This is a genomic window from Candidatus Odyssella thessalonicensis L13, assembly GCF_000190415.1.
GTDB classification, from domain to species: domain Bacteria; phylum Pseudomonadota; class Alphaproteobacteria; order Paracaedibacterales; family Paracaedibacteraceae; genus Paracaedibacter; species Paracaedibacter thessalonicensis.
The window spans coordinates 1-24,696 of sequence record NZ_AEWF01000001.1; the positions used below are offsets into that span (position 1 = coordinate 1).

A 24,696-nucleotide genomic window follows, 5' to 3' on the forward strand; every position below is an offset into this window, starting at 1 on the left:
TTTGCCAAACTCCTTAATCTTAACTTTGGTCTTAGGCCTTAACCTTACTTGACCTTTTATCAGAGCTCTTAGTTCATGTCTCTGTGTCGAACTTATGACCAACTGCCACGCTCACTTCTTTCTTAACAATGGCGAACGACTCCTAACTTTATTCATGCTTATCTGTTGACGTACTCTTGTATTCTGTCTGCTTGAGTCTCATTTTCCGAGATTAAACCATATTATAGTAATCCTCTTAACCTCCTTGCCAATACACCAGCAGTTAAATCTCTCATTTAATATCTTCAGCACTTAAAGAGGGGGATATTTATACAACCTTTTGTGGCGCCTCATCCCCCCACCATTCGGTATGTTTGCCAATCAATTTCTCCGCGCATACTTTCTAGAGCTACCCTTAGCAGTCCCTTTTAAACATCATTCTCTATGTTATTTACTATTCTCAATTCCTACTAGATTACTCTTATTCTCTGTGCAGCTGAACCTGCTCATGCTCGGTATGACTGCTCATTGCAGGTTGGCAAAAGAGCAGTTAAAAGTATTATTGCCGTTCGGCTGCAAGATATTTAAATAATCTATTGTATTTGACGCTTTCCCTAACTATTTCTTACATAGGAACAACTTAATCAGAGAGAACAAGAATGAAAAAGATACTTGCCCTCCTTGCTATAATAACTGCTACTGTCAGTATGGAGACACCGGAGGACGGCCAGTGGTTATTTAAAGAGTATCAATATCCTGAAGGAGAGCTTATACAACAGTCTTATTATGGAGACTATCCTGTAAGACAGGTCATGCGACGGAAATTTACAGCAGAAAACCATTCAAAAAAAGGGTATATAGGGGACGTTTGTCTGGAAAAACCAGATAATAAAGCTATATTTATGATAGTTACGCTGAAAAGTAGAAGTCTCTTTGAAGTTGGGGAGGCTTCTTACGCTGCTCTCCTCAGCCAGGGTAATTTCGCTCAAGAAATCCAACCCTTAGGAGTTTTCGTGAGTGACACTAGGTGGAGGTTTAAGAGCTTTCTCGGAAAGGAATAACTTGCTCTGGAATGCTTTTATAAATACAACCAAATTCCCGATATGGTAATAGATAGATTATTACAAGAATTACTAGCATCCGATCTTCGCTTAACAGGTTCAAAAATTCTTGAGCTCGTTGAAAAAGAGCGTGGTGAAGATAGCTCCGCAGAAACTTCTCAGAGATTAATTTTGCATTATTTAAATCAAATTAGTGATTTAAAACGAAAAAGTGAGGCTGCAGCCTCCATTATCCAGGCCATCGATGAAGTTCATGAGGATCTAATTTTGCAGTTGGCCAAGTTTGTTACTGATTCTTCAGCAACGGGATATGAGCAAGTCCAGGTTATTCTGAGCCGCATACAATTAAACAAGGAGAGTGAAGATTATCTCTTACCCTTGCTCAGAGTAACAGCGCCAACAGCAGAAAGTCAGGAGCAACTTAATCTATTTATTCGCAGATCCTATCTGGGAATGGGTGAAACAGAGGTCCCTGAAGCCCTACAAAATGTCCAAGTAACGCCGGAGGGAACGTTGCAGCTGCTTAAACTGATCTTTGAGCAAAAGAAGATCATTGACAAGTTGGCCTCAAAGTAACTATGGCTTACTACAACTATAAATTAAGCCTCTCTGTTTAATAATTAAGAAGACTTAATTTAATACTTGTTTCATCTAAGATAATTACACATCAGTTGTAGTCCGAAGCTCTCAGAGGTAAGATTTACTCAATCTCTAGGTTTCTTCCGAGAGGGGTTATTTAAACAACTAAGGAATAAAAATATGAAGCTTATGCACAATTTAAAAAAACTCTGTATTAGTGTCTCTGTCTTTTTATCAGCCGCTCAAGCTGCCGAAGAAGTCTCTTGGGTATTACCGTTGACTAGCCTAGTAGCAATACCGGGCTTTTCAGAAGACGAGGGGACCCATCGAATTGTTATATGCTCGGATAAAGTGTATGAGGAAAGATTAGCGACCCTGAAGCTTGCTGCTGCTGATATTAGTCACTATCCTGCTCCTTCTTATAAAATTATGGATGATAGTAAATTAAACATCACCTTTAGTGAGGAAAAAATAGGATATGTCGATCAAGGAATCGCTAAGATTTTAAAAAGGCCGCGAGAGAATGAATTCTTAATCACCCATAGCTTAGGAGAATGTGTGGGTATTGCCATCCATACCCCTGAGCTAGTAGCCTGTTACCATATTGATTTATTGAGCTTGGCTGAAGGAAAGCTTGAACGCGTGTTAGACCGTTTTCCTTTAAACCAGCGCCCCTCTGCAACCGTAACATTGGTAAGTTCGTACTATTCTATCATATTAAGGCAAACCATAAATCAGCTTGAGGCTACTGGTTTCAAAAATATTGCGCTTGATATTGAACCGAGTATATTACTTCAGCATCCTTTGAATTTGGATACGTGGAACTATGTGCAGGCTTCACTTTATGGCAAATCCATAGAGTATTTTGCTAATCTTTCGCAGAGAAGCTATCAAGAGATTAAATCTGATCTCAGGACGACAAAACTGCGTACGCCTCGTTCCCTGATTATAGAGGCTAAAACTGGACAGTTATGGCTAATATATTCTTGGGAGGATCGACATAGAGAGTCTTACTTCCTGGGCGATAAACAGCAAGCAAAGGAAAAGCAGTAGAGAATCACTCGTATTAGCTGGCGATTATTCAGCAGTCCCTGCAGTGTCACGGCCAAAGCTATAAGCATCTTCAGTTACGGTGGCGCTACGGCGTCCGCTACTGAAGTCCATTTCGCCTGCCTGATAGATATTTTCATCCTTAATGCTGCTATTACCGGAAAATGTATCGGCAGGAGATCGGCTTAAGCTATAAGCATCCTCAGTGATCTCTTTAGGAGGGGTAGTAGTATTACTCTTTCCGGCTCCAAGCCCATAGGCCGCGGATCGTGATCCAAGCGTGTTAATTCCCTTACTATCGCCCGCCGCCCGGCCAGCATTTTGCTCCAAGCTATTAACAGAGCGGGGGCCGTGCTCTGCTTTCGAGCTTAAAATGCTAAACCTATTACTGAGAAGAGGTTTAACTGTGCTGGGGCTGTCTATCGCTATTTTATCAGGTACCTTGCCCGGCCGTGTCACAGGAGTTACACTTGCCTGCTCTCTATTAATCCCTACGTTTGGGGCCATCTGGGCTGCCATAGAGCTGGGAGGATGTTTGTCCTGAAAGCGATCTTTAAGGCTATCCAATAAATTTGCCTGACTCGAAGTCGTTAGAAAAGCTAAGAGTAAGATTGATAAGTAGAATTTGTGCTTGTTATGAGTCAGCATGAAATTGTACCTCCAACCATTGGCTCTCCTTCATGATGTATAGCTAAATAGTTAAAAATTCGTTAATGGATGACAAAGTCTCCATAATCCTTATCATTTGATCAGCACCGTTATTAGGTTTTTTAAAAGGATAAGGCTTTAAATACTAATCTTCCTTCGTATACGATTAATCGTAGAAACTGTTTTCTTTAATAGAGGAGGAAAGAAATTTGTCCATGGTCAGCCTTAAATTAGTAGAACAAAATAATTCCCAAGAAGAGCTATCACTTGTTATTGAGAGTAGCTTAATGCTGAAGGTGAGCGCGATCGAAAATGTAACCCTTATTGTAGAAAATTAGAGGTTTTGAAATGCTCTCCCTATTCAATTGCACCTTGCTACACCATTTATGCTCCAGATTTGCGGCCAGCGGGAGAGAGGCCGGGAAATATATTCTTGTCTTGGTCTTTTCAACTGATAGTAATGCCGGCGATCGCATGCCTCCTTTTTTAGATCCGAGTATGGCTGCAACGCTTTCTTATGATGATTGTATAACCGCTCCTGAGTTTCTAACTATTCGCGCTAAGATAGAAGTGGAATGCGTTACCGCCGATCATAGCCATATCTCTTTTGCGAGCCAAACTCTGCCAATTTATGCAACAGCCGACTTTAATAAGCGAAGAGCTAAAACAATAAGATTTGTCTCTGACGGTCTGATTCGGGGCGCTGAGGGAATTAAGAGATCGCCTTTAGTCGTTCCAGGTAAAATTCTCTACCAGCACCATTTTATGACAATTGATCGCGATATAAATTTAATGAATTCGCCCCATCATGAGACGCCCTATATCGGCTTAGGAGGGTTCTGGAATTATGGTTGCCCTTTGAAAATGATGGAGCAGGTCTATGTCAAGTTTGCTTGTACGGGCGCGTCTATTAACTATCATCTGCGTCCTTTATCCAACTGGAGGGTTTATGGAGAAGACTCTCCGGCGATAAACCTTACTTATAACAATTTTATTGGAATTGGTACAGTTAATGGCCAACCTTTGGGCGTGCCTGATGCCTTATGTGAAGGGGGCTCCCATTTGTGGTTGTTTGATAGTACGCAGCAAAATCCGAAAGTCTATTTTCATTATAACTCTTTAGGTATTGAGCGCCATGGCCCCAGTTATGCCTGGATAACTTATCGACTTTTACAACAGCAAGTGGTTAATTCTGAACCGGACTATCCGATCCTGCCGTACTTACAAGCTTCTAGTCAAGCGGATGCAGATCTGACATCAACCAGTGGCGATAACGAGGAATGGTTTGGTTTTGACGAACTCGCCTCCACTAGTAATATGTTTGGCGTATAAGATAACACCTCGGAGAAGAAGGAGCGTAAGGAACACCTAGAAATGAGATACCTTCTAATCCCTAAAAAATAGGAGATAAACAAGCTTCCATCTTAATCTTGCGCAGCGCATAATTCTTTTGGCTTATTTAGTGAGAGGACGCGCGAAAAAGGTATTTCCTCTTCCTCCTATTACGTCTTTTATTCATCAGCATTTAAGATGGCGACGCTATTGCGATCTGGATCGTTTCTATTAAGAAAGGCCCGGAATGCGCTCCAGGCCTTAAAAATTGAGGCAATGTAAATAGAAGGAACTTTTAGGGCATCTATTTAACATCTGCCCAGATTTTACGCTTGCTGAGGTACATTATGATCGTCATGATTAATAGATAGAACAGAATTTTAATCCCCAGCTCTTTACGATCATCCGATTCAGGCTCGGAGGCCCAAGCCAGAAAGGCGGTCACATCATGAGCCATCTGTTCTACGGTTGCTTTTGTGCCATCAGAGTAGGTTACTTGCCCTTCGGTGTGAAGGGGCTGGGCCATCGAAATTTGGCCACCGGGAAAATAAGGGTTATAATGGCGCCCTTCACCAATTTCGACACCCTCAGGTGCTTTTTGATAGCCGGTTAATAGCGAATAGACATAATCAGCTCCACCTTTGCGAGCTTTGACTACCATGGATAAGTCTGGGGGATAAGCCCCATTATTGGCAGCGCGGGCAGCTTTCTGGTTGGGGAAAGGGGCAGGAAACTTATCAACAGGCGTGGCTTTGCGTTCGATGGGCTCGCCATCTGCATTTAAATCCTGAACCTTATACTCGGCAGCAAGGGCGGCCACTTCATCCTTCGTCAACCCTAGATTGGACGTGCGCACTTCATGAATGTTTTTGCCTTTACCTTGCAGATTGCCGATACGCAAGTGGGCCAGCCCATGGCAGGACGAGCAAACATTTTTATAAACTTCGAAGCCACGTTGCAATTCATCACGTTTGAACGTCCCTGTAGGCCCTTTAAAAGTGAAATCAACTTTTTTAGGAGAGTGAGCGTCAGATTCTGCGTGAGCAGATGTCAACATTACCAGTGTGCACAGAAGAGAGGTAACTTTAAAATTCTTCATGTTATTTCCCTTCCGTTAGAACTGGGTTGCTAATGCTCATGGGTAAAGGTGGTACCGGTTCGTATTTGTTAAGTAACGGAATCAGCACCAAGAAATGGAAGAAGTAATAGAGCGTTGCCAACTGACCGATAAGCACAAAGTGCCCTTCGGGAGGATTAGCACCCACCCATCCTAAAACCAAACAGTCAAGCAACAAGACCCAGAATGCTATCCGATAATAAGGGCGGAATTTAGCACTGCGCACGGGATGCTTGTCTAAGAAAGGGAGGACGAATAACACGATGATGGCGCTGAACATAGCAATGACGCCTGTCAATTTGTCAGGTATCGAGCGAAGAATGGCGTAAAAGGGTAAGAAATACCATTCAGGCACAATATGGGGCGGCGTTACCAAAGGGTCAGCTGGGATATAGTTATCTGGTTCCCCAAAGAAGTTGGGAGCAAAGAAGACAAAGTACATGTAAAATACTAAGAATAGGCTTAACCCGAATGCGTCCTTGACAGTGTAATAAGGATGAAATGGGATGCTGTCTTCAGGCCCTTTGCGATCGATTCCCAATGGATTGTTCGAGCCAAATTGATGTAAGGCGACTAAGTGCAAAATGCTCATACCAGCAATCAAAAAAGGAAGCAGATAGTGCAAAGCAAAGAAGCGATTAAGGGTCGGATTATCAACAGAAAAACCGCCCCATAACCACGTAACAATAGACTCACCGATTACTGGGAACGCTGAGAATAAATTGGTGATCACGGTGGCTCCCCAGAAGCTCATTTGTCCCCAAGGTAGTACATATCCCATAAAAGCAGTGGCCATCATTAGCAGTAGAATAATGACCCCAATCATCCATAGCAATTCACGCGGGGACTTATAGGACCCATAATAAAGACCGCGGAAAATATGAATGTACACCACAATGAAAAACATAGAGGCTCCATTCATATGAATGTATCGAATCAGCCAGCCGTAATTGATTTCACGCATAATCCGTTCAACTGAGTCAAACGCGTGATCGGTGCTGGGCACATAATGCATGGCCAAGAAGATACCGGTCAGCATCATAATGAGAAGCATAAAACCTGCCAAAGAACCGAAGTTCCAAGCATAACTAAGATTCTTAGGGGTAGGGTAGTCGCGAAGCTCGTGGTTCACTAGACTAAAAATTGGCAGACGTTCGTCAATCCACTTAATTATACTCACGCTTTTTCCCCAATCCTGATAACTTTGTTGTCATTAATAAAGGTGTAAGCAGGGACGGCAAGATTTGCGGGCGCCGGTCCACTGATAATCCGTCCAGATCCATCATATCTTGATCCATGGCAAGCACATAGCCAGCCGTCATTTCCAGCCATTAAATTCTTTCTTAAGGTCGGAATGCAGCCTAGATGAGTGCAAACACCAATAACTACCAGCCAATCCGGCCGTTCAACCCGTGATTGATCTGTTTGAGGATCTTTAAGATCTTTTAAAGGGATAGCCCTGACCGCTTTAACTTCTTCCTCAGTGCGCCTTTTAATAAAGATGGGTTTGCCTCGCCACATGGCCGTTAAGGAATCCCCCGGATTAAGCTTGGAGACATCCACGTCCACGGTAGACGATGCCAGAACGTCATCAGCGGGATTCATGCTGTCAATAAAAGGGACAATAGCCGCACCCGCACCAACAGCGGCAAAGGCACAAGCAGAAATATGGATGAAATCACGTCGTGTCGTTTGTGGCGATTCTTCAGAAATATTATGGTCGTTGGCCACACTTAACCCCTTTTAATAAAATTGTTCCTATCCAATTTAAACCTGATTTTGCTTGCTTTTTGAATGCGACAGCATGACGCAGTTCTTTAGCTGGTCTTTTCTATGTACTTGTTTTATTGTTTTAAATTTTGGGCTCGCCATATATTGAAGCGACTATTATCAGTGTGTTGCGTTTAATTTATGCGTCTGCCAAATGGCTGGCCTTCTATTGTCGGTCAGAATATGAAGTAAAGATAGATCTCTTTTAAGCAAGCTTCACTGTATAAAAGTCACTCTAATTAATAACTTCTCGCATTAAAGTAAATGACTACCTATATAAGATAATGTCTTTCTTTCAAATCATAATTGTTTATCAGTAGGGACCCTTAAATAAGACATGTCTATCTTCTCTTTCCGTTTTTGTTATCAACTTCTCATAGCCATGAGACCGATAACTTACCTTTAGATCCTTGCCAAGATTTACAATTGATGCCTTACACGGCGACAATGGCAGGGGAGAACACCCTATTGCGGCCTCTGTTTACGTCAGATCATCCCTGCATGCGCTCAATTTTTACAGATCAGCACGTAATGAAATATTTTGGCAATGGTCAACCTTTGACTGTTGAGCAAGTTGAAGAGCGCACTTTGGCCTCTGCGGCCCATAATAATTTTCTGAGTAAGGAGAGAAAGTATTATCACTGAACTATTATAGCACACGGTGGGATTGCCGGCAGAGTATCCATATATCAGACGGAGGCGTATGAAGGTATAACTGAAATCTTTTATATGATTTCACCCGCTTATGGGGGGCGTGGCTTAACGACAGAGGCTGCAAAGCTGGCGATTAATTTTATAGGTGGAAAATTTATGGCAACAGCCCACCCAAACAATAGGGGCTCGATAGCCGTTTTGGAAAAGCTGGGTTTTATCCGAGATGTTCATCGTCAGAATGTTAAGCTGGAACAATATGGATCTGTAAGAAATTACTTTGTACTTGAGCAGAAGGAATAATTAAATAGATACTTCTCTTTTAATAATCACTTCTCAGAGATTTTTGGTCAGTAACGCCAGAGTTATCTACCTTACTAACTGTTTTCCATTTTTAACGGAACTGTATGCTTTAATAGCTGATCTCTGCGAGCTAAAATGGATCCTAAATATCCTTCAGTTAGAAAATCGGCCCCTTGAGCATGAGAAAAAATCCTTTTTAGAGCAGATATGTCCAGCTTTTCGAGAACTCTTTTGGTAGGGATTGGGCAGTGAGAGGCATAGAAAGCTTTAATATGGTTTCTATCAAAAGCATGAAATTGGCGTCTTAAGCTGTTCTGATAGAGCACTTAGCGCAATGGTTGACCATAGGATTTGAAAGTGCGATAAAATGCTTCCGGAAGAAGATCCCCAAAGTTTTCTTTTTTGCAATTTAAGGATAATCTCTGGACTTTTCCAAATAGAAAGACCTTCATCAGTTGCATGTCCTTTAGAGCAGCACAAAACTAAACACAGACCCGCCCCTAAAAATTCATCCTTATACTCACTCTTCAATAATGCTTCAGGTTGATTCCACCCTACAAAATGTTAAAAAAGTATGCTAGATGATTCTCTTCTTTAGGGAGTGCCTTTTGCGATATCATCTCATGCTATAAAACCAAGCAAACTCAGGGTAAAGCAATGCTTAAACAGAAAGCTGAGCCTCATCTATGTGTATTTAGGTACAAGTGTGACGGCAATCCGAAGCATAGTTGAGAGTATAATCTGTAACAATAAATAGGACCTCTGTGATAAAAATTTCTCTTCAACTTGGCTAATATCTATTTGGGAAGTATTAAGTCAGACATTTTAGAGATATTTACAATGTTTTTAACGATGCATCACTTGCCTTCAGCTTTTATAGGTAAGGTGTCTGCGCACACTAATTTATGCGCCCTATGACATGCAAGTTTTCACCCAAATTAGGTTTATATGAGAGGAGGCTAAGATGTTTAGAGATCCTACTATTGAGAAGAATTTTCATAAAGCTTTGTCTTGGCTTTATGATGTGGAAGATGCTTGCGGTATCGATGAAGAGCATCCGCGCCAAGCCTTAGCTGCCTTAAGGTCCGTTTTACATCAATTAAGAGATTTACTGCCTCTTGAAAATGCGGCCTATCTGAGTGCGCAGTTTCCTATTTTTATCCGCGGCCTCTTCTTTGAAAACTGGTGTCCTAAAAACGAGCCTTCTCGGATTCGTAAAAAGCAAGAATTTTTAGAAGCCGTGGCTCAAACCTTACAGGATTACGGCTATGAAGTTCAAGATATTGAGTCTTTGACGACAGGGGTCCTGTCCGTCATATTTCGCCGAATTGATCCTTATGAAAGAGAGAAAATTCTAAAAATGGTCGCGCAAGATTTACAGGAGCTCTTTTATTAAGGTCCCGCGGGGATAAGCAATCCTCACTAGAACTACAGAAAGGGGGGCAGAAGTTGCTGTTAACGGCACACCTTCCATTGATTTACGGACAAGGGAGGAGAATAGGAGCCTTGTCCCGGGATTTAAGGTTCACAATTGGGCAATATCATTCTAATATGGCAGCAGATCCCATAAATGGTTGCGAATAGTTGAGTAAATCCCATGGCTGACCTGTTATCGAATTTGCCGAACCCTAATATGCCGCTTGCCGAGAAGCTGCGTCCCGTAAGGCTGAGCGATGTAGTAGGACAAGATCATTTAGCAGGCCCCCAGGGAATTTTAGCACGCTTGCTAGAGGCAAAGAAAATGCCCTCGTTGATTTTATGGGGGCCACCGGGCACCGGAAAAACGACATTAGCGCGCATTATTGCTGCTGAAACTGGACAAGAGTTTGTGCAGCTATCGGCCGTCTTCTCAGGTGTGGCTGAATTGCGCAAAGTATTCGACCAAGCCCAGGGGCGCCCAGGTACGGTGGTATTTATTGATGAAATTCACCGTTTTAATAAGGGACAACAAGATGCGCTGCTGGGGCCTATTGAAAGCGGGTTGATTAAATTGATTGGGGCCACAACTGAAAACCCGTCCTTTGCCCTTAATTCTGCTTTGTTGTCGCGGGCGCGAGTTTTGACCTTAAACTTGTTAGAGGAGGCGGCGGCTGAGGTCTTGCTCAAGCGGGTGGAGGAGGTTGAAGGCAAAGTCCTACCGTTAACTCCCCAAGCTCGAACTGCTCTGATTCAGATGGCAGCCGGCGATGGCCGTAACCTGCTCAATCTTACTGAGACCATTATTGAAAGTGATCACGATTTAACAGCAGTAGAACTAGGAGAGCAATTACAGCGTCGTGCAGCTTTGTATGATAAGGATCAAGATTTCCATTACAACCTCATCAGTGCCTTTATCAAATCCATGCGAGGTTCTGATCCGGATGCCGCTTTATACTGGTTTCAGCGCATGCTGCAAGCCGGCGAGCCGCCACTCTATTTAGCAAGGCGTCTGGTGCGTTTTGCCTCGGAGGATATTGGCTTAGCGGATCCGCAAGCATTAATGCATGCTCTAGCAGCACACCAAGCTTATGAACGATTGGGGTCGCCTGAAGGGGAGCTCGCTATCGCTAATGCAGTGGTTTATTGTGCGACAGCTCCCAAATCCAATGCCGTGTATATGGCCTTTAAGTCCAGCGCCAAACTGGCCCAAGCGACGTCAGAGAAATCGCCGCCTAAGCATATTCTAAATGCACCCACAAAGTTTATGGAACAGGAAGGCTATGGCAAAGGCTATCTCTATGATCATGAGCACGAAGATGCGTATTCGGGACAGAAATTTTTTCCCGACGATATGACAGAGGCCAACCTGTATCAGCCAGTGGAGCGAGGATTCGAACGGGAGATCCACAAACGATTGGAGTATTGGCATAAACTCCGTCTTAAAAGACGCCAGAGTGAATAGATTAGAAAAGCTTAGGAGGTAAAGGTAAGATTAATGAGAGAAGGCACCCCTAAGTTAGGATGCCTTTTATTGTTTTATGTTGGCTTGCTCAACCTTCTAGGAGTGAAGGTTGCCGTCAAAAGCTTTAATTATGCATATGGCTCATAATTGCCCGAACGCCATGGTTTTCCAGAAAGTGAACTTGGGCAGCCGCATTTTGGGAGTTTTCGACGTCAGGGAGCTCATGAATCTGGGCAAAATCTAACTCATTCCCCAAATGTCCTACCAGGTCATTGAGGCGGCGAACATGTTGCATGGACTCGCTCGCGCTTGTCTCTATTAAAGTTAAGGCTTGAACAATATGGTCTTGAGCCTTTTGGCCGGTCATAAAGGATAAATGCGGTAAGCCTTGAAATCCAGCCGGGCCATTAAACCCAATATTGCTAAACCGGGCAAGGCCATCAACCTGAATGCCAGTTTCGGTGGCTGACTGGGCCCCAGCATAATCTAAGAACGCATAACCTGATAGAAAACGCGCAAGTGAGTGGCCTGTGACAATGACCGTCGGACGCTGATCAGGGTTACACTCACTAAGAACTTTTTCAATGGAAGCAGATAAAAAGTCTGAAGAATCCTGAGTATATCTTTGAAGGGTATTAAGGTTAACGATTCCGAGCAATGATTTGAGATGGGTCTCGCGCTCATATTTATAGTCCGTCAGATAAGCGTAGCCATCATAAAGCAACTTGGCACTATTGTAAGCACTTATTGCTGTTCCATAAGCTAGCGCTAAGCCGCCGCCTACTAAGCCTCCGGCTAAGGTGCCAGCGCCAGGAATGATCGTGCCCGCTCCAGCTCCTACGGCGGTTCCTGTGGCTAAAGCCCCAGCAAAATGCTTGCCTGTATGCATGTAGGTCTCCATCAATTTACTGCTCAGGGGAGAAAAACTGACAAAGGTATCCAGGAAAGAACCGATAGGCATATTAAGGCTTTTAAGATCAATCATACTCTGCTGATCACCGAGTAAACCCTTAAGTTTATTTGCAGCAAGACCTGCAAAATAATCGGGTAATCTGACCGGCGCGTCGCTAATCTTGATATCTTTTACATGAATAGCCTGGGCAATAGAGCAGCCAATTCCCAGATTTGCTTGCCAATCTTGGGCCGTAACGGTGCCGCGAAAGCTAACGACCGCCATATTTTCAGATTTGTCATAAAGGGCAACGGCTTGGATAGAGCCTGCGTCTTCATAACGGCTGTGAATGATATCGAAGTTTTGTAGGGAGGTAAAATCTTCAGCTCCTAAGCGTTCCTTCTCGCGGTTCATATCATAAGCAAAAGAAGCCGCTGAGCTTGCCACTTTATACTCTTGGGCCCATTCTTGTTGGCTGCTGACTGGGCTTTCAGGCGCCTCCATCGCTGTGCACAGAGAGGAGCCCGAGCCCATAATAAGCGATAAAATAAATTTTATAGTATTTGTTCTCATTATTAAGGTAACTTTCTTATCTTTGACTTCAAACTAGAATTGAGATGGTTATTAAGAAATCTTTTGTCAATAGGATAGATTGCCTTTTTTACTTTTAACTATAAGTAATGGCACAAAGCTAGCAAGGGAGGGGGAAGATTTAAGAGTTGCGCAAGGGTTTACTGTAGGTTGACGGAGGAGGGGCAAGAGTTTTAAAAGCTTATCCGCAAGACTGAGAAGTACCTAATCATGAGAAATGGCGCAGATGGAAAGAGTTTTGGGGGAGTAAGAGAGAACTGCAATAAATGAAATGATAGCAATATTTACAAATGAATTACAATGGTTAGAATTGATTTTTTTTTGCGTGTAAGTTGAGAACAGCCTCCATTAGGGTGAATAAAATGCTTAATTATAACCTTTGCTAAATTTAAATGTGTTCGTTGTTAACGGTAATGGGGATGTGGTCAATATGGTAATAGTTCTTATGATGCTGAAGTTGTCGCAAAATTTAATGGTAGGCCAGGCCCATTCTTCACTGCGATTCGTTGAAGTAGCGGGAAGAACTGGCAACAGCTTTGTCAGTGAATCGCGTCGTCCCCCAGTTCACCAATCAAGTCCCCACAAAAAGCATCGTCATCGCCGGGTACGTCATGATCCTTTAAAAATAGATGTCTTTCCTAAGGTTTGTCGGCCGGGGCTAATTGTGGGTCCCACAGAAAAATACGGTGTCTATATTTTTAATGATGATACGTGTGGCACCAGCATCGGCATCCTTAATTTAAGTGACCGAGACGGTATGAAAGAAGAATCCCCCTGGGCTCTTGATCGCCGCTTTTGGCAGGATAAGCGCTGGGCTCGAGACGTGCATTCCATAGAATGGTCAAAAGATGGTTTAACTTTAACAATTGATACCAATCATCTCTATGGGACCAACACTAAATATGTGCTCGATTTAAGGAATAGAAAGATAGTGTCGGAGATTCCCCACCCCATTGCTCAGTAAGTAGAGGGTAGAAGCCCTTAGATCAGCACCGGGCACCGTGATGAATGGCTATCCATTCAAGTCAGCTGGGAAGATGAGAGCGATGTAGAGAGGCTACCCCTCTTAATCTCTCTTTAACTGGCTAACTTTTTCTGCAAAAAGATCTCGGTTGTCCCATAGAACCATTGCGGTATGGAACCAACTTCTTGATAACCGTTCTTCTTATAAAATTCTTTAGCTTGGAATTCAAGTGTGGTGACTTGGATAATACTGCACCCTTTAGACCGGGCATAGTTATCAATATGATGAAGTAAGGTGGTACCCAGGCCCTGTTTCCTATAATCTGTATGAACCCACACAAATTCCATGCGTAAGACTTTATGAAAAGCGACACTAAATCCGTAAACGCCCGCGATGATGTCAGCAGCGTTATTCTTTATATAAATAGCAAATCTTTTGGGTTCGTAGTAGCCGAGGAAAGCATAATTATACTCTCTTAATCCTTTTAGGATGATTTCTTTGATAGCTTCGGGATGCTCTTCTTCCACCCTCACATCTGTTAAGTGTATATTTTCCTCGCTCATTATCGCTGTACCCGGGTTGTGAATCGATCCATTCACTATAATATAAGCCAGAAAAATAGAGAGAGGGGAGTAATTCTTATCTTTTCTTTCCCGAAAGAAAATTGTGTCTTTTTAGAATAAAACGTCATTATTTTAAGGTTCTCAAGATGTTAAAAGCCAGGATTAGCCTAAAAATAGATGTCAGGCATGAAAAAAGGATTTAGTAGGACGCGCCTTCTAGGTAATCGAGAATAAGCTACTTCTCAAGAAATGTAGCCTGAAGGACAATTGATCTGCCTAAAAAAGCTATCAGATTTTGGATATAATCATATTTTCCTTACAGGCTATTCTCCATGCTATCTCTTAATTTCTCGTAAAGGCCCTTTATTCTGGTTTATAGTCTGCCTCTTCACCCTCTGTCAGATTAAATCTCTGCGCAGGGGTATTATCTTGTAGGGAGCTATATAAAGAGAAAGCCATATCTATATCTCCTTGTTTTGCCGCTTTGTAGGCCCAAGAGAATGATTGTCTTGCATCTTCCTTCACACCTAAACCTTGATAAAGCATTTCTGCATACTGGCTTTAAGCTTCACAATTGTCCGCGATAGCGGCAATTCTGTAAAGAGCAGCAGCTTGCTCAAAATTCTTGTGGTAACGATTTCCCCACCCGTCATTAAATATTGGGGTAATTTCTGCGGGCGTATATTGTTTAATGATTTCTTGTGAAAGAATATTGAGCTCGGGGGGAGCCTTTGTAACCAAGTTTTCTATATTTGGTTTAGAGACATGGTCTTCTTTCTCAGTTATAGAAAGGTTATCTATATTCAAAAGATGGTTACCAGGAGAGGATGTGCTTTTTTATAATCTTGCCCATTTATGTCTATTTCCGCTGCTTGTGAAGTGTTGAACAAACTTATTAAGCCTAAAGCTGCTAAAATTAAATTATTCCTCATTTTTTCCTCCAAAGCTTTTCTTTTTGCTACCTTTTACTCTTGCCTATTATTGTAGGATTTGAGGAGATTTCTAAGGGGCTTCAACTCCTTCAGGTGCCTGCGAGGCTGGCTAGGTAAGAATTTCTTTGTTAGAACGTTCAAAATCTCTCAGTCCTGAAACTGCTAGAAGCAACCTTAAGTGATCTCCGGGTATCTTAATTATTATCCCTTCTCTTTATGCTGATAAATCGTGAAATTCAGGTGCATTTTCTGTCCAACTAACAAAAAAGTCCATCTTAAATTAGAGAAAATACAGAAACATTCGCTACGGTGCTAGGAATATGGCTAATATCTTCTTTGAGAGATAAGCAGGGTAGCCGCAAGACATTCTAGCAGTGCTTCATAATTGAGCTGCATGGCATTATAAAATATCCAACAGAGATCTTTATGATAGTTAGGAATGAAAAGACAACTCTTGAATCCTCAAAGGAGGAAAAAAATGAAGAATACAAAAAGATTATCTCTGTTCAGCTTGATGCTTGTTCTTTCGACTTCTATAGCAATGGAAAAGGTAAATGCCGTTCCATTAAACGGTGCTAAAGAAGGTGAAATGTTCCCTACAAACTATCAGACTTTTCAGCAACCGAAAAAAGCAGATTGTACGCTTTCGATAAGTGGCAGAGAAATAGATTGGCAAAAAGACGCGGAAGTGTTGCTTAACCGTATTAAAAATGGTGAGTGGTTTCTGTATGGAAAATATGCAGATACCCTATGGCGTTTAGGTAAGTATGAGGAAGCAGCAGAAGCGGGTATCCAAGCAGCCATCCACGACGATTATAATTGGGCATGTGAGATTTGGGGAGTGATAAGTGTGGATATCCCTAATAAAGAAGAACAAGACCTGGAAGGAGCAAAATTTCCTTCCCCAGAAGAACTTATTAAGGCCACTAAATTACTTGCTGAAAATCTGGCAGGATCGTGGGGGGATTAAATAAATCTGAGCGGTTGAGATAAGATTAAACGCCCCTAATAGCAATTTTTGCCGCCGATTAGTTCCTCTTGCGAATTAGACTCCGGGCTTATGCATTATTTCTCTTAAACAGAGAAAAGGCTGAGCCATACTGAGCTCAGCCTATATATTTAAGCGGTGAGGGAATTACAGAGACCGGGCCACAAGCGCGGTTAAGTCACCCATGCGGTTAGAGAATCCCCACTCATTATCGTACCAAGAGACCACACGACAGAATTTGTCACCGACCACTTGAGTTTGAGTGGTGTCAAAGTTAGAGCTATAAGGGCTATGGTTAAAGTCAATGGAGACTAAAGGTTCCGAATTAATGGCTAAGATTTTGCCCATAGCCCCTGCAGCAGCCTTCACCATTACATCATTGATCTGCTGCGCTGTCGTTGCTTGGCGAGCGACGAACGTTAGGTCAATCATGGAAACGTTAGCTGTCGGGACTCGGACCGCACAGCCATCCAGCTTACCTTGGAGCTCAGGCAGAACCAGTCCTAAAGCTTTAGCGGCCCCTGTGGTGGAGGGGATCATGGACATAGCAGCAGCACGAGCACGGTGCATATCACTATGCAGAGTGTCGACCAAGCGTTGATCGCCGGTATAAGCATGGATGGTGGTCATGTAGCCCATCTCAATACCGATTTCATCATTTAAGACTTTGGCCACAGGCGCAAGACAGTTGGTGGTGCATGAACCGCAAGAAATAACTTGGTGGTCTTTTGTTAGAGTTTCATGATTGACGCCCATCACAATGGTGGCGTCCGCCCCCTTTGACGGAGCAGAGACGATTACCTTTTTAGCGCCTGCTGCTAAGTGCTGCGCTGCTTTATCTTTATCGGTAAAGCGGCCACTGCACTCTAAAACGATATCTATGCCTAACTCTTTCCATGGCAGATTGGCCGGATTAGCTTCAGCGATAATTTTGATGGGTCCTAAGCCTACATCCATTGTATCCACTGTCGTGTTCACTGTTCCTGGAAAACGGCCATGGATGGAATCATACTTAAACAGGTGAGCATTAGCCTCTAAAGATCCTAAGTCATTAATGGCGACCACTTGAAACTCGGACCTTTTATTCTCGGCTAAGGCCCGCAGGATCATGCGGCCAATGCGGCCGAATCCATTTATTGCAACACGAATTGTCATTAATTTTGTCTCCTTTAATTATTAAGCAGATTTAAAATCTTGGGTACAATATGCTCGACAGTCAAGCCGAATTTATCGTACAGCTGTTGATAAGGGGCTGAGGCGCCAAAGGTGGCAATGCCAAAAATATGCTCAGATTTGCTAACGTATCGCTCCCAGCCAAAGGGAGAAGCCGCTTCAATGGCAAACCGAGGTGCAGTTCCTAGGGTCTGCTCGCGATACTCTTTGGCTTGGGCATCAAATAGCTGAGTGCACGGCATCGACACCACTGTGGCCTTTAAGCCATGCTGTTCTAGCAGTACTTCGGCAACTGTGAGGGCTAAGCCCACTTCGGAACCTGTCGCAATCAGAGTTAGATCGCGCTGTTCACAGGCCTGCCAGGCAATATATCCGCCATAAGCGGATTGATTCTCGGATAGACTCTTTAGACGAATCGGGCGAACATTTTGACGGGTCAGCGCTAATACACTTGGGCAGTCGGTGCTCTGGAGCGCCAATTGCCAGCATTCAGCTGTCTCCACGCCATCGGCAGGTCGAAATACCTGGACATTCGGAATGGCGCGCAGCGAGGCTAAGTGTTCGATGGGTTGATGGGTCGGTCCATCTTCGCCCAACCCAATCGAGTCATGGGTTAAGACATAAATGACCGGCTGATGCATCAAAGCCGATAAACGTAGAGCAGGGCGCAAATAGTCACTAAAGATGAGGAAAGTTCCCGCATAGGGGCGCAGACCTCCATATAAGGCCAGTCCGTTCATCACGGCAGCCATGCCATGTTCTCGCACACCGTAATGAATGTAGTGGCCTGCAAAGTTGTTGCGGTCAATGGCTTGTTGACACTTAGCTTTAGTGTTATTCGACCCGGTTAAGTCGGCTGAGCCGCCAATCAATTCTGGCATTAAACCCGCAATCTTTTCTAAAACCTCTTGAGAAAACTGGCGGGTGGCTTTAGACGGTAGACCCTCCACATAAGATTGTATCAGCGAGCTGATTGCTTCCTGAACTGTAGACGGTAACTGCCGTTGAAGGCGGCGTAAGAGTTCTTGCGACTGGGGGTGGTGCTGAAAGGAGGTTTCCCAATTATTGCGATTTGTCCGATGTTTCTCCCCCGCTTGGCGCCACCTTTGCAAGACGGGAGGGGGCACTTCAAAGGGGGGGAGATCCCACTGTAACTCTTGGCGCATTTGTTTTATTTCTTCTAAGCCCAAAGGCGAGCCATGGCTAGCGGAGGTGCCTGCCTTGGTTGGCGCCCCTTGCGCAATCCGTGTCTTACAGCGAATTAGAACGGGGCGATCAGCCTGTTGGGCTTGGGTCAGGGCCTGGGAAATGGCGTTAAAATCATGGCCATCAATGCTGAGAACTTGCCAATGGCAGGCCTCAAAGCGCGCTTGCGTGTTATCTGTGAAAGCTAAGTCGGTCTCGCCATCAATGGAAATAGAGTTATCATCATACAGGACAATAAGATTTTTAAGGCCCCAATGCCCCGCTAATGAAATAGCTTCCTGGCTAATTCCTTCCATCAGATCACCATCGCTGGCAATGACATAGGTCTTGTGATTAATAAGCTCCGGATAGTGGGCGTTCATCATCCGCTCTGCCAAGGCCATCCCAACAGCAGTACTAATGCCTTGACCTAAAGGGCCTGTGGTGGTCTCAATACCGGCTGCATATCCGTATTCGGGATGTCCAGCCGTCTTGGCATTCAGTTGACGAAAGCTTTTCAAATCTTCAAGGGTAATATCTTCATAGCCGGTGAGATAGAGAAGGGCATATAATAACATTGACCCATGGCCAGCGCTTAAAACAAATCGATCACGGTTTAACCAAGTAGGGGCCGACGGGTCATATTTTAAAAAGTCCTGAAAGAGAATGGTGGCAACGTCAGCCATTCCTAACGGCATACCTGGGTGGCCCGATTTTGCGGCTTCCACAGCGTCAGCACTTAAAAAGCGGATGGCATTAGCTAAATGCTGATAAGGGATGGGGTCATGATGGTGTATGGCTGTTTGCACAAGTGTCCTCCTCATTTTTATGCCTTAGAGTACCGTGAACCGCCAGAAAGGGTCAACGGATATTCACAATAAGACGAAGAGGATGGATTAGTGGATCCCTTAAGCACCCTGTAGGGTGATTTCTAACAGTAGAGCTAATCATTAGGCAAGTTAAAGAGTGAAACGCAAATTATAGTGGCATCATGGTAAGTTTTGCGTAAATATGATGAGCGTTTCTGAGAGTAATAATAACAATAAACCGCTAATAGTAGTAGGAATCAGTGCTAACAATTTGTCAAAAAGTAGTTGTCGCTTGTCTTTCCCTGGGAGGGATTGTCAGCGCCATGGAATATACGCCGATAGCTCAACATCCTAAGGTAGCGCTAGGGGAGGATCTCCGTCCGGGGTATATAGGATTGCAGTTTGTGACCAGTCAGGTGTCGGCTTATAGCGCCGAGGACCAAGCAGAAGATTCCCCAGCACGCATAAGAAGAAAATTCGGTCTTTCTCGTCTTAGGAAAATAAAAACAAAAGCTTTAACTACTGCTTTCGGTGTTCCTGCTGCCATAGCGGGGGCAAGCGCTGGGGCTATAGTTGGGGTAGCGTGTGCACCTGCCGTTGCGACTCTGTACTATTATTGGGGAGAAGGCGGTTTGTTCGACGGGCATTACTCTCACCCAGCTATAGATGCCGCGAAAGGATTTATTCTGCCGCCTATCCAGCTGACTCCCCTATTTGCCGTTAAAAGTTATAAAGGTGTGAAGAGATTTTTTAATTTTACCGACAGAGTTGTCTGGGGAGCTCCTGCAGATAGGGTGGACATTGACACGCACGCCTCCGATACGGGCAGTTCTGACAGTGAAACTGACTTCTCGGATACAGAGAGTTCCAGCAGCTCTAACGAGGAAAGTGAATAGCTGCATCTAGAAGAGCTGACTCATTAGATTTGTAGTGGCGATAATTTAACTCAGGACGGTAAAAATAAATTTTAAATTTGATATCTTTTTGAGAAAATTATAAAGAAAATCTGCAATGCTGAAGCTTTATTTCGAGATCACCTAAGAGTTGGGAGATATAAAAATCTTCGCTTAAAGATGGACAAATTCATAAAGATCAATTATGTAGGAAACTAAAAGAGAAAAAATTTACCAAGAATTAAAAAAAATAGCTAATAATTAAAACTGGTAAACATAGAGGTATGGACATAATATCGAACTGGGTGGCTGAAAAGGCTTGGAAAACTCACGTTTTTCTGGCACAGTAAAGCTTCATATTCTTCCTAATTAGAACAGTTAAGTTTTTAAGTTTAACTGTTTGTTTAGGTTTTTAAGTACATACTGGTAATTGAAAGGGGCACTTGTGGTCACGATTCTTTCTTTAAAAGGTAAGTGAGTACAAGAGATTTTTGGGAGTCAAGCATGAGTAAATCCGGTGGAACAGATGTAAAAAATACACTGTATTGTTCTTTCTGCGGTAAAAGTCAGCACGAGGTACGTAAACTCATTGCGGGACCAACTGTTTTCATTTGTGATGAATGCGTAGAATTGTGTACCGATATAATTCGTGAGGAAAGTCGCTCAACGTTTTCTCGGGACGCAGAGGGTGTTCCATCACCCATGGAAATTTGTAAAGTTTTGGATGAATATGTGATCGGGCAAGAGCAGGCAAAGAAAGTCTTATCCGTAGCCGTTCATAACCATTATAAGCGCCTTAATAACACTGGCAAAAATGCTGAGATTGAAATAGCTAAATCGAACATCTTATTAGTGGGGCCGACCGGAAGCGGTAAGACCTTGCTGGCGCAAACTTTAGCGCGTATTATTGATGTTCCTTTTACGATGGCAGATGCCACGACCTTAACAGAAGCAGGTTATGTGGGTGAAGATGTTGAAAATATAATTCTACGCCTTTTGCAGGCAGCAGATTATAATGTCGATCGCGCCCAACGCGGCATCGTTTACATTGATGAGGTTGACAAGATTTCTCGTAAATCGGATAATCCATCCATTACTCGCGATGTATCAGGTGAAGGCGTGCAACAAGCCTTACTCAAGATTATGGAAGGTACGATTGCCTCAGTGCCGCCTCAAGGCGGAAGAAAGCATCCTCAGCAAGAATTTCTGCAAGTTGATACCACGAATATTTTGTTCATCTGTGGCGGTGCTTTTGCGGGGATTGAGCGCATTATTGCTAGCCGGGGTAAAGGGGTGGCTATTGGGTTTGGAGCCGATGTTCGCGGCCCCGATGATCGTACTTCAGGAGAAATTCTTAAGGATTTAGAGCCAGAAGATCTTCTAAAGTTTGGTTTAATCCCCGAATTTATTGGTCGCTTACCCGTTATTGCCACGTTGACGGATCTCAGCGCTGAAGTATTAGTAGAAATATTAACCAAGCCAAAGAATGCTCTTGTTAAGCAATATCAGCGACTATTTGATATGGAAGAGGTCAAACTCTCGTTTACTGATGATGCACTGTTAGCAGTTGCTGAAAAGGCGATTGCCCGTAAAACAGGGGCACGTGGATTAAGGTCAATTCTCGAGGGAATACTCCTGGATACAATGTTTGAGCTACCAAGCTATGAAGATGTAGCAGAAGTGGTTATCAATAAAGAAGTTGTGGACGGTCGGGCATTACCCTTAAAAATGCTTGCCCCAAAGCGGGCAGATAAGACAGGGTCAGATAACTAAAAAATATTAGAAGGTAAATGAATGCTGGGAATGACGAAAGGTACGAAATATCCTGTACTTCCTTTGAGAGATATTGTTGTTTTTCCTCATATGATTGTGCCTCTATTTGTCGGGCGTGAAAAATCTGTCCGTGCGTTAGAAGATGTTATGCGTGGGCAAGATAAGCAAATTCTGCTGGTAACCCAGAAGAATCCCGCATTAGATGATCCTTCAACGACAGATCTTTATACAATCGGTACAGTAGGAACTGTTTTACAGTTACTAAAATTGCCTGACGGCACAGTTAAGGTTTTAGTTGAAGGCGTGCGGCGGGTCCGCATTATTCAGTATACGGATCAACCGGAATACTTTGAAGCTTATGCTGAAACTTTAGAATTTTCAGATGATCGCTCGGAAGAGGAAGTTGAAGCTATTACCCGTAGCCTGATTTCCCAGTTTGAGCAATATATTAAGCTAAATCGCAAAATCCCACCCGATGTTCTGGTGACAATAAATCAGATCGAAGACCCAGCTAAGCTAGCTGATACTATTGCGTCGTATTTATCCTTAAAAATCTCTGAGAAGCAGAAGCTTTTAGAAATGGGCGGGGTCGGTGATCGCTTAGAAGAGCTTTTAGCCATGGTCGAAGGCGAGATTAGTGTAATGCAAGTGGAAAAGCGCATTCGCAATCGCGTTAAGAAACAGATGGAGAAAACCCAGCGGGATTATTATCTGAATGAGCAAATGAAAGCTATTCAGAAGGAATTAGGGGAAAATGAAGAAGGTAAAGATGAACTTTCTGAATTTGAGACTAAGATCCGCAAACTTAAGCTCAGCAAAGAGGCGCGAGAGAAGTGTTCGGCAGAGCTAAAAAAGCTGCGGTCTATGAATCCGATGTCGGCTGAGGCTACTGTCGTGCGTAATTATCTCGATTGGATGCTGAACATTCCATGGCAAAATCGCAGCCGCGTTAAAAAGGATTTGATTGAGGCCCGGCAAATCTTGGATCGAGATCATTTTGGCCTTGATAAGGTAAAAGAACGCATTCTGGAATACTTAGCCGTTCAGGCTCGTGTCGGTAAGGTTCGCGGTCAAATATTGTGTCTTGTCGGCCCACCCGGTGTTGGTAAAACTTCTCTTGGAAAGTCGATTGCACAGGCTACGGGCCGTCATTTTGTGCGGGTCGCTTTAGGCGGTGTCCGCGATGAGGCAGAAATTCGCGGCCATCGTCGCACTTATATTGGGTCGATGCCTGGTAAAGTCATTCAGGGAATGCGCAAAGCTAGAACCAGTAACCCCCTCTTTCTTTTGGATGAAATAGACAAGATGGGATCTGATTGGCGCGGTGATCCAGCCTCAGCCTTATTAGAAGTTCTGGATCCTGAGCAAAACAGCACTTTTAATGATCATTATCTGGAAGTGGATTATGATCTTTCAGATGTGATGTTTGTGACCACGGCCAATACATTAAAAATGTCACAGCCGCTTTTGGATCGTATGGAAATTATTCGTCTACCCGGTTATACCGAAGATGAAAAGATAGAAATTGCAAAGCAACACCTCATTCCTAAAGAGCGAGAAGTTCATGGGCTACGGGACAATGAGCTTGTTATTGATGAGGAAGTTCTGCGTAGCTTGGTTAGGCGCTATACCCGTGAATCGGGAGTACGTAACCTAGAGCGGGAAGTGGCTAATCTTGCCCGTAAGGCAATCAAGGAAATCCTGGTTGATCAAGTCAAGGTCGTCCATATCACTGCCGAGAATTTGAGCAAGTATGCTGGCCCAGCAAAATTCCATTATGGTCAAGCGGAAGAAGAAGACTCCGTAGGCGCGACCACGGGCCTTGCCTGGACAGAAGTAGGTGGCGATTTGCTAACCATAGAAGCGGTCGTCGTGCCGGGCAAAGGAAAGACAATGATTACCGGTAAGCTTGGTGATGTGATGCAAGAATCCATCCAAGCTGCTGTGAGTTATATTCGCTCTCAAGCCGCACGATTTGGCATCGCGCCTGAGATCTTTGAAAAAAGAGATATCCATATTCACGTACCGGAAGGGGCTATTCCCAAAGATGGTCCCTCAGCGGGCGTGGCAATGTGTACTTCCATTGTTTCAGCTCTCACTGGCATCCCCGTCAGTAAAGAGGTGGCCATGACAGGAGAAATCACTTTAAGAGGCCGCGTCTTACAAATTGGTGGCCTGAAAGAGAAAATGCTCGCAGCTCATCGAGGTGGAATCAAAAAAGTGATCATTCCTATCGATAATGAAAAAGACTTGGATGATATTCCTCAAAACGTAAAGGCGGGAATAGAAATTATTCCTGCTCGAACCGCTGATGAAGTTTTGAAGATAGCCTTAACAGCGCCACTGCAGCCGCACGAATTCAAAGAAAGAGATACCATGACCGTGGTCTCCTCTGTTGACCTGCAATAAAGTGACATTTTCGGCTTATTAATCGTCTACAAAATGCTCTGTCTTTCGTGAAAAAGTAAAACAGAGCATTTTAGTATTATATACCTTTTCATTTCCTCTCTATTTCTTGGATCAGATCATAATGCCTTGTAATCAGGCCTATAAATACTATTT

Annotated in this window: 24 protein-coding genes; 14 read left to right on the forward strand and 10 right to left on the reverse strand. The window is 43.6% G+C overall.

Annotation, left to right across the window (positions count from 1 at the left end; all coding sequences use genetic code 11):
• The first annotated feature begins 638 nt into the window (after positions 1-638).
• The 3 genes from HMO_RS0100005 to HMO_RS0100015 all read left to right on the forward strand — a co-directional run bounded on the left by HMO_RS0100005 (position 639) and on the right by HMO_RS0100015 (position 2,672).
• Positions 639-1,040: a hypothetical protein gene (locus HMO_RS0100005; protein ID WP_010296907.1), complete on the forward strand. Its 402-nt coding sequence runs from the start codon at positions 639-641 to the stop codon at positions 1,038-1,040.
• 42 nt (positions 1,041-1,082) lie between these two features.
• On the forward strand, positions 1,083-1,616 hold the full coding sequence (locus HMO_RS0100010; RefSeq protein ID WP_010296910.1) for a hypothetical protein: 534 nt from the start codon (positions 1,083-1,085) through the stop codon (positions 1,614-1,616).
• A gap of 183 nt (positions 1,617-1,799) precedes the next feature.
• Positions 1,800-2,672: a hypothetical protein gene (locus HMO_RS0100015; protein WP_010296912.1), complete on the forward strand. Its 873-nt coding sequence runs from the start codon at positions 1,800-1,802 to the stop codon at positions 2,670-2,672.
• A gap of 24 nt (positions 2,673-2,696) precedes the next feature.
• Here the strand turns inward: HMO_RS0100015 and HMO_RS0100020 are convergent, their stop codons facing one another.
• Positions 2,697-3,317 carry a hypothetical protein gene (locus HMO_RS0100020; protein ID WP_010296916.1) on the reverse strand — a complete coding sequence of 207 codons (621 nt, stop codon included), beginning with the start codon at positions 3,315-3,317 and terminating at the stop codon, positions 2,697-2,699.
• A 215-nt stretch (positions 3,318-3,532) separates the two neighbouring features.
• Between HMO_RS0100020 and HMO_RS17475 the strand changes: the two genes are divergently transcribed.
• Together HMO_RS17475 and HMO_RS0100030 are read left to right on the forward strand one after the other, a co-directional pair.
• A complete protein-coding gene (locus HMO_RS17475; protein ID WP_010296921.1) occupies positions 3,533-3,655 on the forward strand; it encodes a hypothetical protein in 123 nt (40 codons plus the stop codon).
• 10 nt (positions 3,656-3,665) lie between these two features.
• Positions 3,666-4,649 (forward strand): hypothetical protein, encoded by a 984-nt coding sequence (locus HMO_RS0100030; protein WP_010296924.1) that lies wholly within the window; start codon positions 3,666-3,668, stop codon positions 4,647-4,649.
• 304 nt (positions 4,650-4,953) lie between these two features.
• Here the strand turns inward: HMO_RS0100030 and HMO_RS0100035 are convergent, their stop codons facing one another.
• From HMO_RS0100035 to petA, 3 genes are read right to left on the reverse strand one after another with little or no spacing between them, the layout of a single operon-like run.
• Positions 4,954-5,748 carry a cytochrome c1 gene (locus HMO_RS0100035; protein ID WP_010296927.1) on the reverse strand — a complete coding sequence of 265 codons (795 nt, stop codon included), beginning with the start codon at positions 5,746-5,748 and terminating at the stop codon, positions 4,954-4,956.
• A 1-nt stretch (position 5,749) separates the two neighbouring features.
• Positions 5,750-6,946, reverse strand: coding sequence for a cytochrome b N-terminal domain-containing protein (locus HMO_RS0100040; protein ID WP_010296930.1), 1,197 nt, complete (start codon positions 6,944-6,946; stop codon positions 5,750-5,752).
• The gene (gene petA, locus HMO_RS0100045) at positions 6,943-7,497 is read right to left on the reverse strand and encodes a ubiquinol-cytochrome c reductase iron-sulfur subunit (RefSeq protein ID WP_010296932.1); all 555 of its coding nucleotides are present in this window, start codon (positions 7,495-7,497) and stop codon (positions 6,943-6,945) included. The genes HMO_RS0100040 and petA overlap by 4 nt, the downstream gene beginning before the upstream one ends.
• A gap of 465 nt (positions 7,498-7,962) precedes the next feature.
• On the opposite strand from petA, the gene HMO_RS0100050 reads away from it, so the two are divergent.
• From HMO_RS0100050 to HMO_RS0100075, 4 genes are all read left to right on the forward strand, one after another.
• Positions 7,963-8,181, forward strand: a complete 219-nt coding sequence (locus tag HMO_RS0100050; protein WP_139016785.1) for a hypothetical protein — start codon at positions 7,963-7,965, stop codon at positions 8,179-8,181.
• A gap of 21 nt (positions 8,182-8,202) precedes the next feature.
• Entirely contained in the window at positions 8,203-8,490 is a 288-nt protein-coding gene (locus HMO_RS0100055; protein WP_280956241.1) for a GNAT family N-acetyltransferase, read from the forward strand.
• A gap of 964 nt (positions 8,491-9,454) precedes the next feature.
• Positions 9,455-9,886 carry a DUF2267 domain-containing protein gene (locus HMO_RS13270; protein WP_010296951.1) on the forward strand — a complete coding sequence of 144 codons (432 nt, stop codon included), beginning with the start codon at positions 9,455-9,457 and terminating at the stop codon, positions 9,884-9,886.
• 201 nt (positions 9,887-10,087) lie between these two features.
• Positions 10,088-11,371, forward strand: coding sequence for a replication-associated recombination protein A (locus tag HMO_RS0100075; RefSeq protein ID WP_010296954.1), 1,284 nt, complete (start codon positions 10,088-10,090; stop codon positions 11,369-11,371).
• Positions 11,372-11,495: 124 nt separating this feature from the next.
• Here the strand turns inward: HMO_RS0100075 and HMO_RS0100080 are convergent, their stop codons facing one another.
• Positions 11,496-12,836: an alpha/beta hydrolase family protein gene (locus HMO_RS0100080; RefSeq protein WP_010296957.1), complete on the reverse strand. Its 1,341-nt coding sequence runs from the start codon at positions 12,834-12,836 to the stop codon at positions 11,496-11,498.
• A 448-nt stretch (positions 12,837-13,284) separates the two neighbouring features.
• Here HMO_RS0100080 and HMO_RS0100085 point away from each other — a divergent pair, with 448 nt between their 5' ends.
• On the forward strand, positions 13,285-13,818 hold the full coding sequence (locus HMO_RS0100085; protein ID WP_010296960.1) for a hypothetical protein: 534 nt from the start codon (positions 13,285-13,287) through the stop codon (positions 13,816-13,818).
• Between the two features lie 113 nt (positions 13,819-13,931).
• On the opposite strand, the gene HMO_RS0100090 is transcribed toward HMO_RS0100085, so the two are convergent.
• The 3 genes from HMO_RS0100090 to HMO_RS0100100 form a co-directional block, all read right to left on the reverse strand.
• On the reverse strand, positions 13,932-14,381 hold the full coding sequence (locus tag HMO_RS0100090) for a GNAT family N-acetyltransferase (RefSeq protein WP_010296961.1): 450 nt from the start codon (positions 14,379-14,381) through the stop codon (positions 13,932-13,934).
• Between the two features lie 363 nt (positions 14,382-14,744).
• Entirely contained in the window at positions 14,745-14,927 is a 183-nt protein-coding gene (locus HMO_RS0100095) for an SEL1-like repeat protein (RefSeq protein ID WP_010296963.1), read from the reverse strand.
• 15 nt (positions 14,928-14,942) lie between these two features.
• Positions 14,943-15,188: a hypothetical protein gene (locus tag HMO_RS0100100; RefSeq protein WP_010296966.1), complete on the reverse strand. Its 246-nt coding sequence runs from the start codon at positions 15,186-15,188 to the stop codon at positions 14,943-14,945.
• Between the two features lie 603 nt (positions 15,189-15,791).
• Here HMO_RS0100100 and HMO_RS0100110 point away from each other — a divergent pair.
• The gene (locus tag HMO_RS0100110; protein WP_010296970.1) at positions 15,792-16,283 is read left to right on the forward strand and encodes a hypothetical protein; all 492 of its coding nucleotides are present in this window, start codon (positions 15,792-15,794) and stop codon (positions 16,281-16,283) included.
• A gap of 165 nt (positions 16,284-16,448) precedes the next feature.
• Here HMO_RS0100110 and gap read toward each other — a convergent pair whose 3' ends face one another.
• On the reverse strand, positions 16,449-17,456 hold the full coding sequence (gene gap / locus HMO_RS0100115; protein WP_010296973.1) for a type I glyceraldehyde-3-phosphate dehydrogenase: 1,008 nt from the start codon (positions 17,454-17,456) through the stop codon (positions 16,449-16,451).
• Positions 17,457-17,470: 14 nt separating this feature from the next.
• Positions 17,471-19,468: a transketolase gene (tkt, locus tag HMO_RS0100120; protein WP_010296975.1), complete on the reverse strand. Its 1,998-nt coding sequence runs from the start codon at positions 19,466-19,468 to the stop codon at positions 17,471-17,473.
• A 260-nt stretch (positions 19,469-19,728) separates the two neighbouring features.
• On the opposite strand from tkt, the gene HMO_RS0100125 reads away from it, so the two are divergent.
• From HMO_RS0100125 to lon, 3 genes are all read left to right on the forward strand, one after another.
• Positions 19,729-20,364, forward strand: coding sequence for a hypothetical protein (locus HMO_RS0100125; protein ID WP_139016786.1), 636 nt, complete (start codon positions 19,729-19,731; stop codon positions 20,362-20,364).
• Between the two features lie 501 nt (positions 20,365-20,865).
• Entirely contained in the window at positions 20,866-22,134 is a 1,269-nt protein-coding gene (gene clpX, locus HMO_RS0100130; RefSeq protein ID WP_029448020.1) for an ATP-dependent Clp protease ATP-binding subunit ClpX, read from the forward strand.
• Between the two features lie 21 nt (positions 22,135-22,155).
• Positions 22,156-24,543 carry an endopeptidase La gene (gene lon, locus HMO_RS0100135; RefSeq protein ID WP_010296983.1) on the forward strand — a complete coding sequence of 796 codons (2,388 nt, stop codon included), beginning with the start codon at positions 22,156-22,158 and terminating at the stop codon, positions 24,541-24,543.
• The last annotated feature ends 153 nt before the right edge of the window (positions 24,544-24,696 follow it).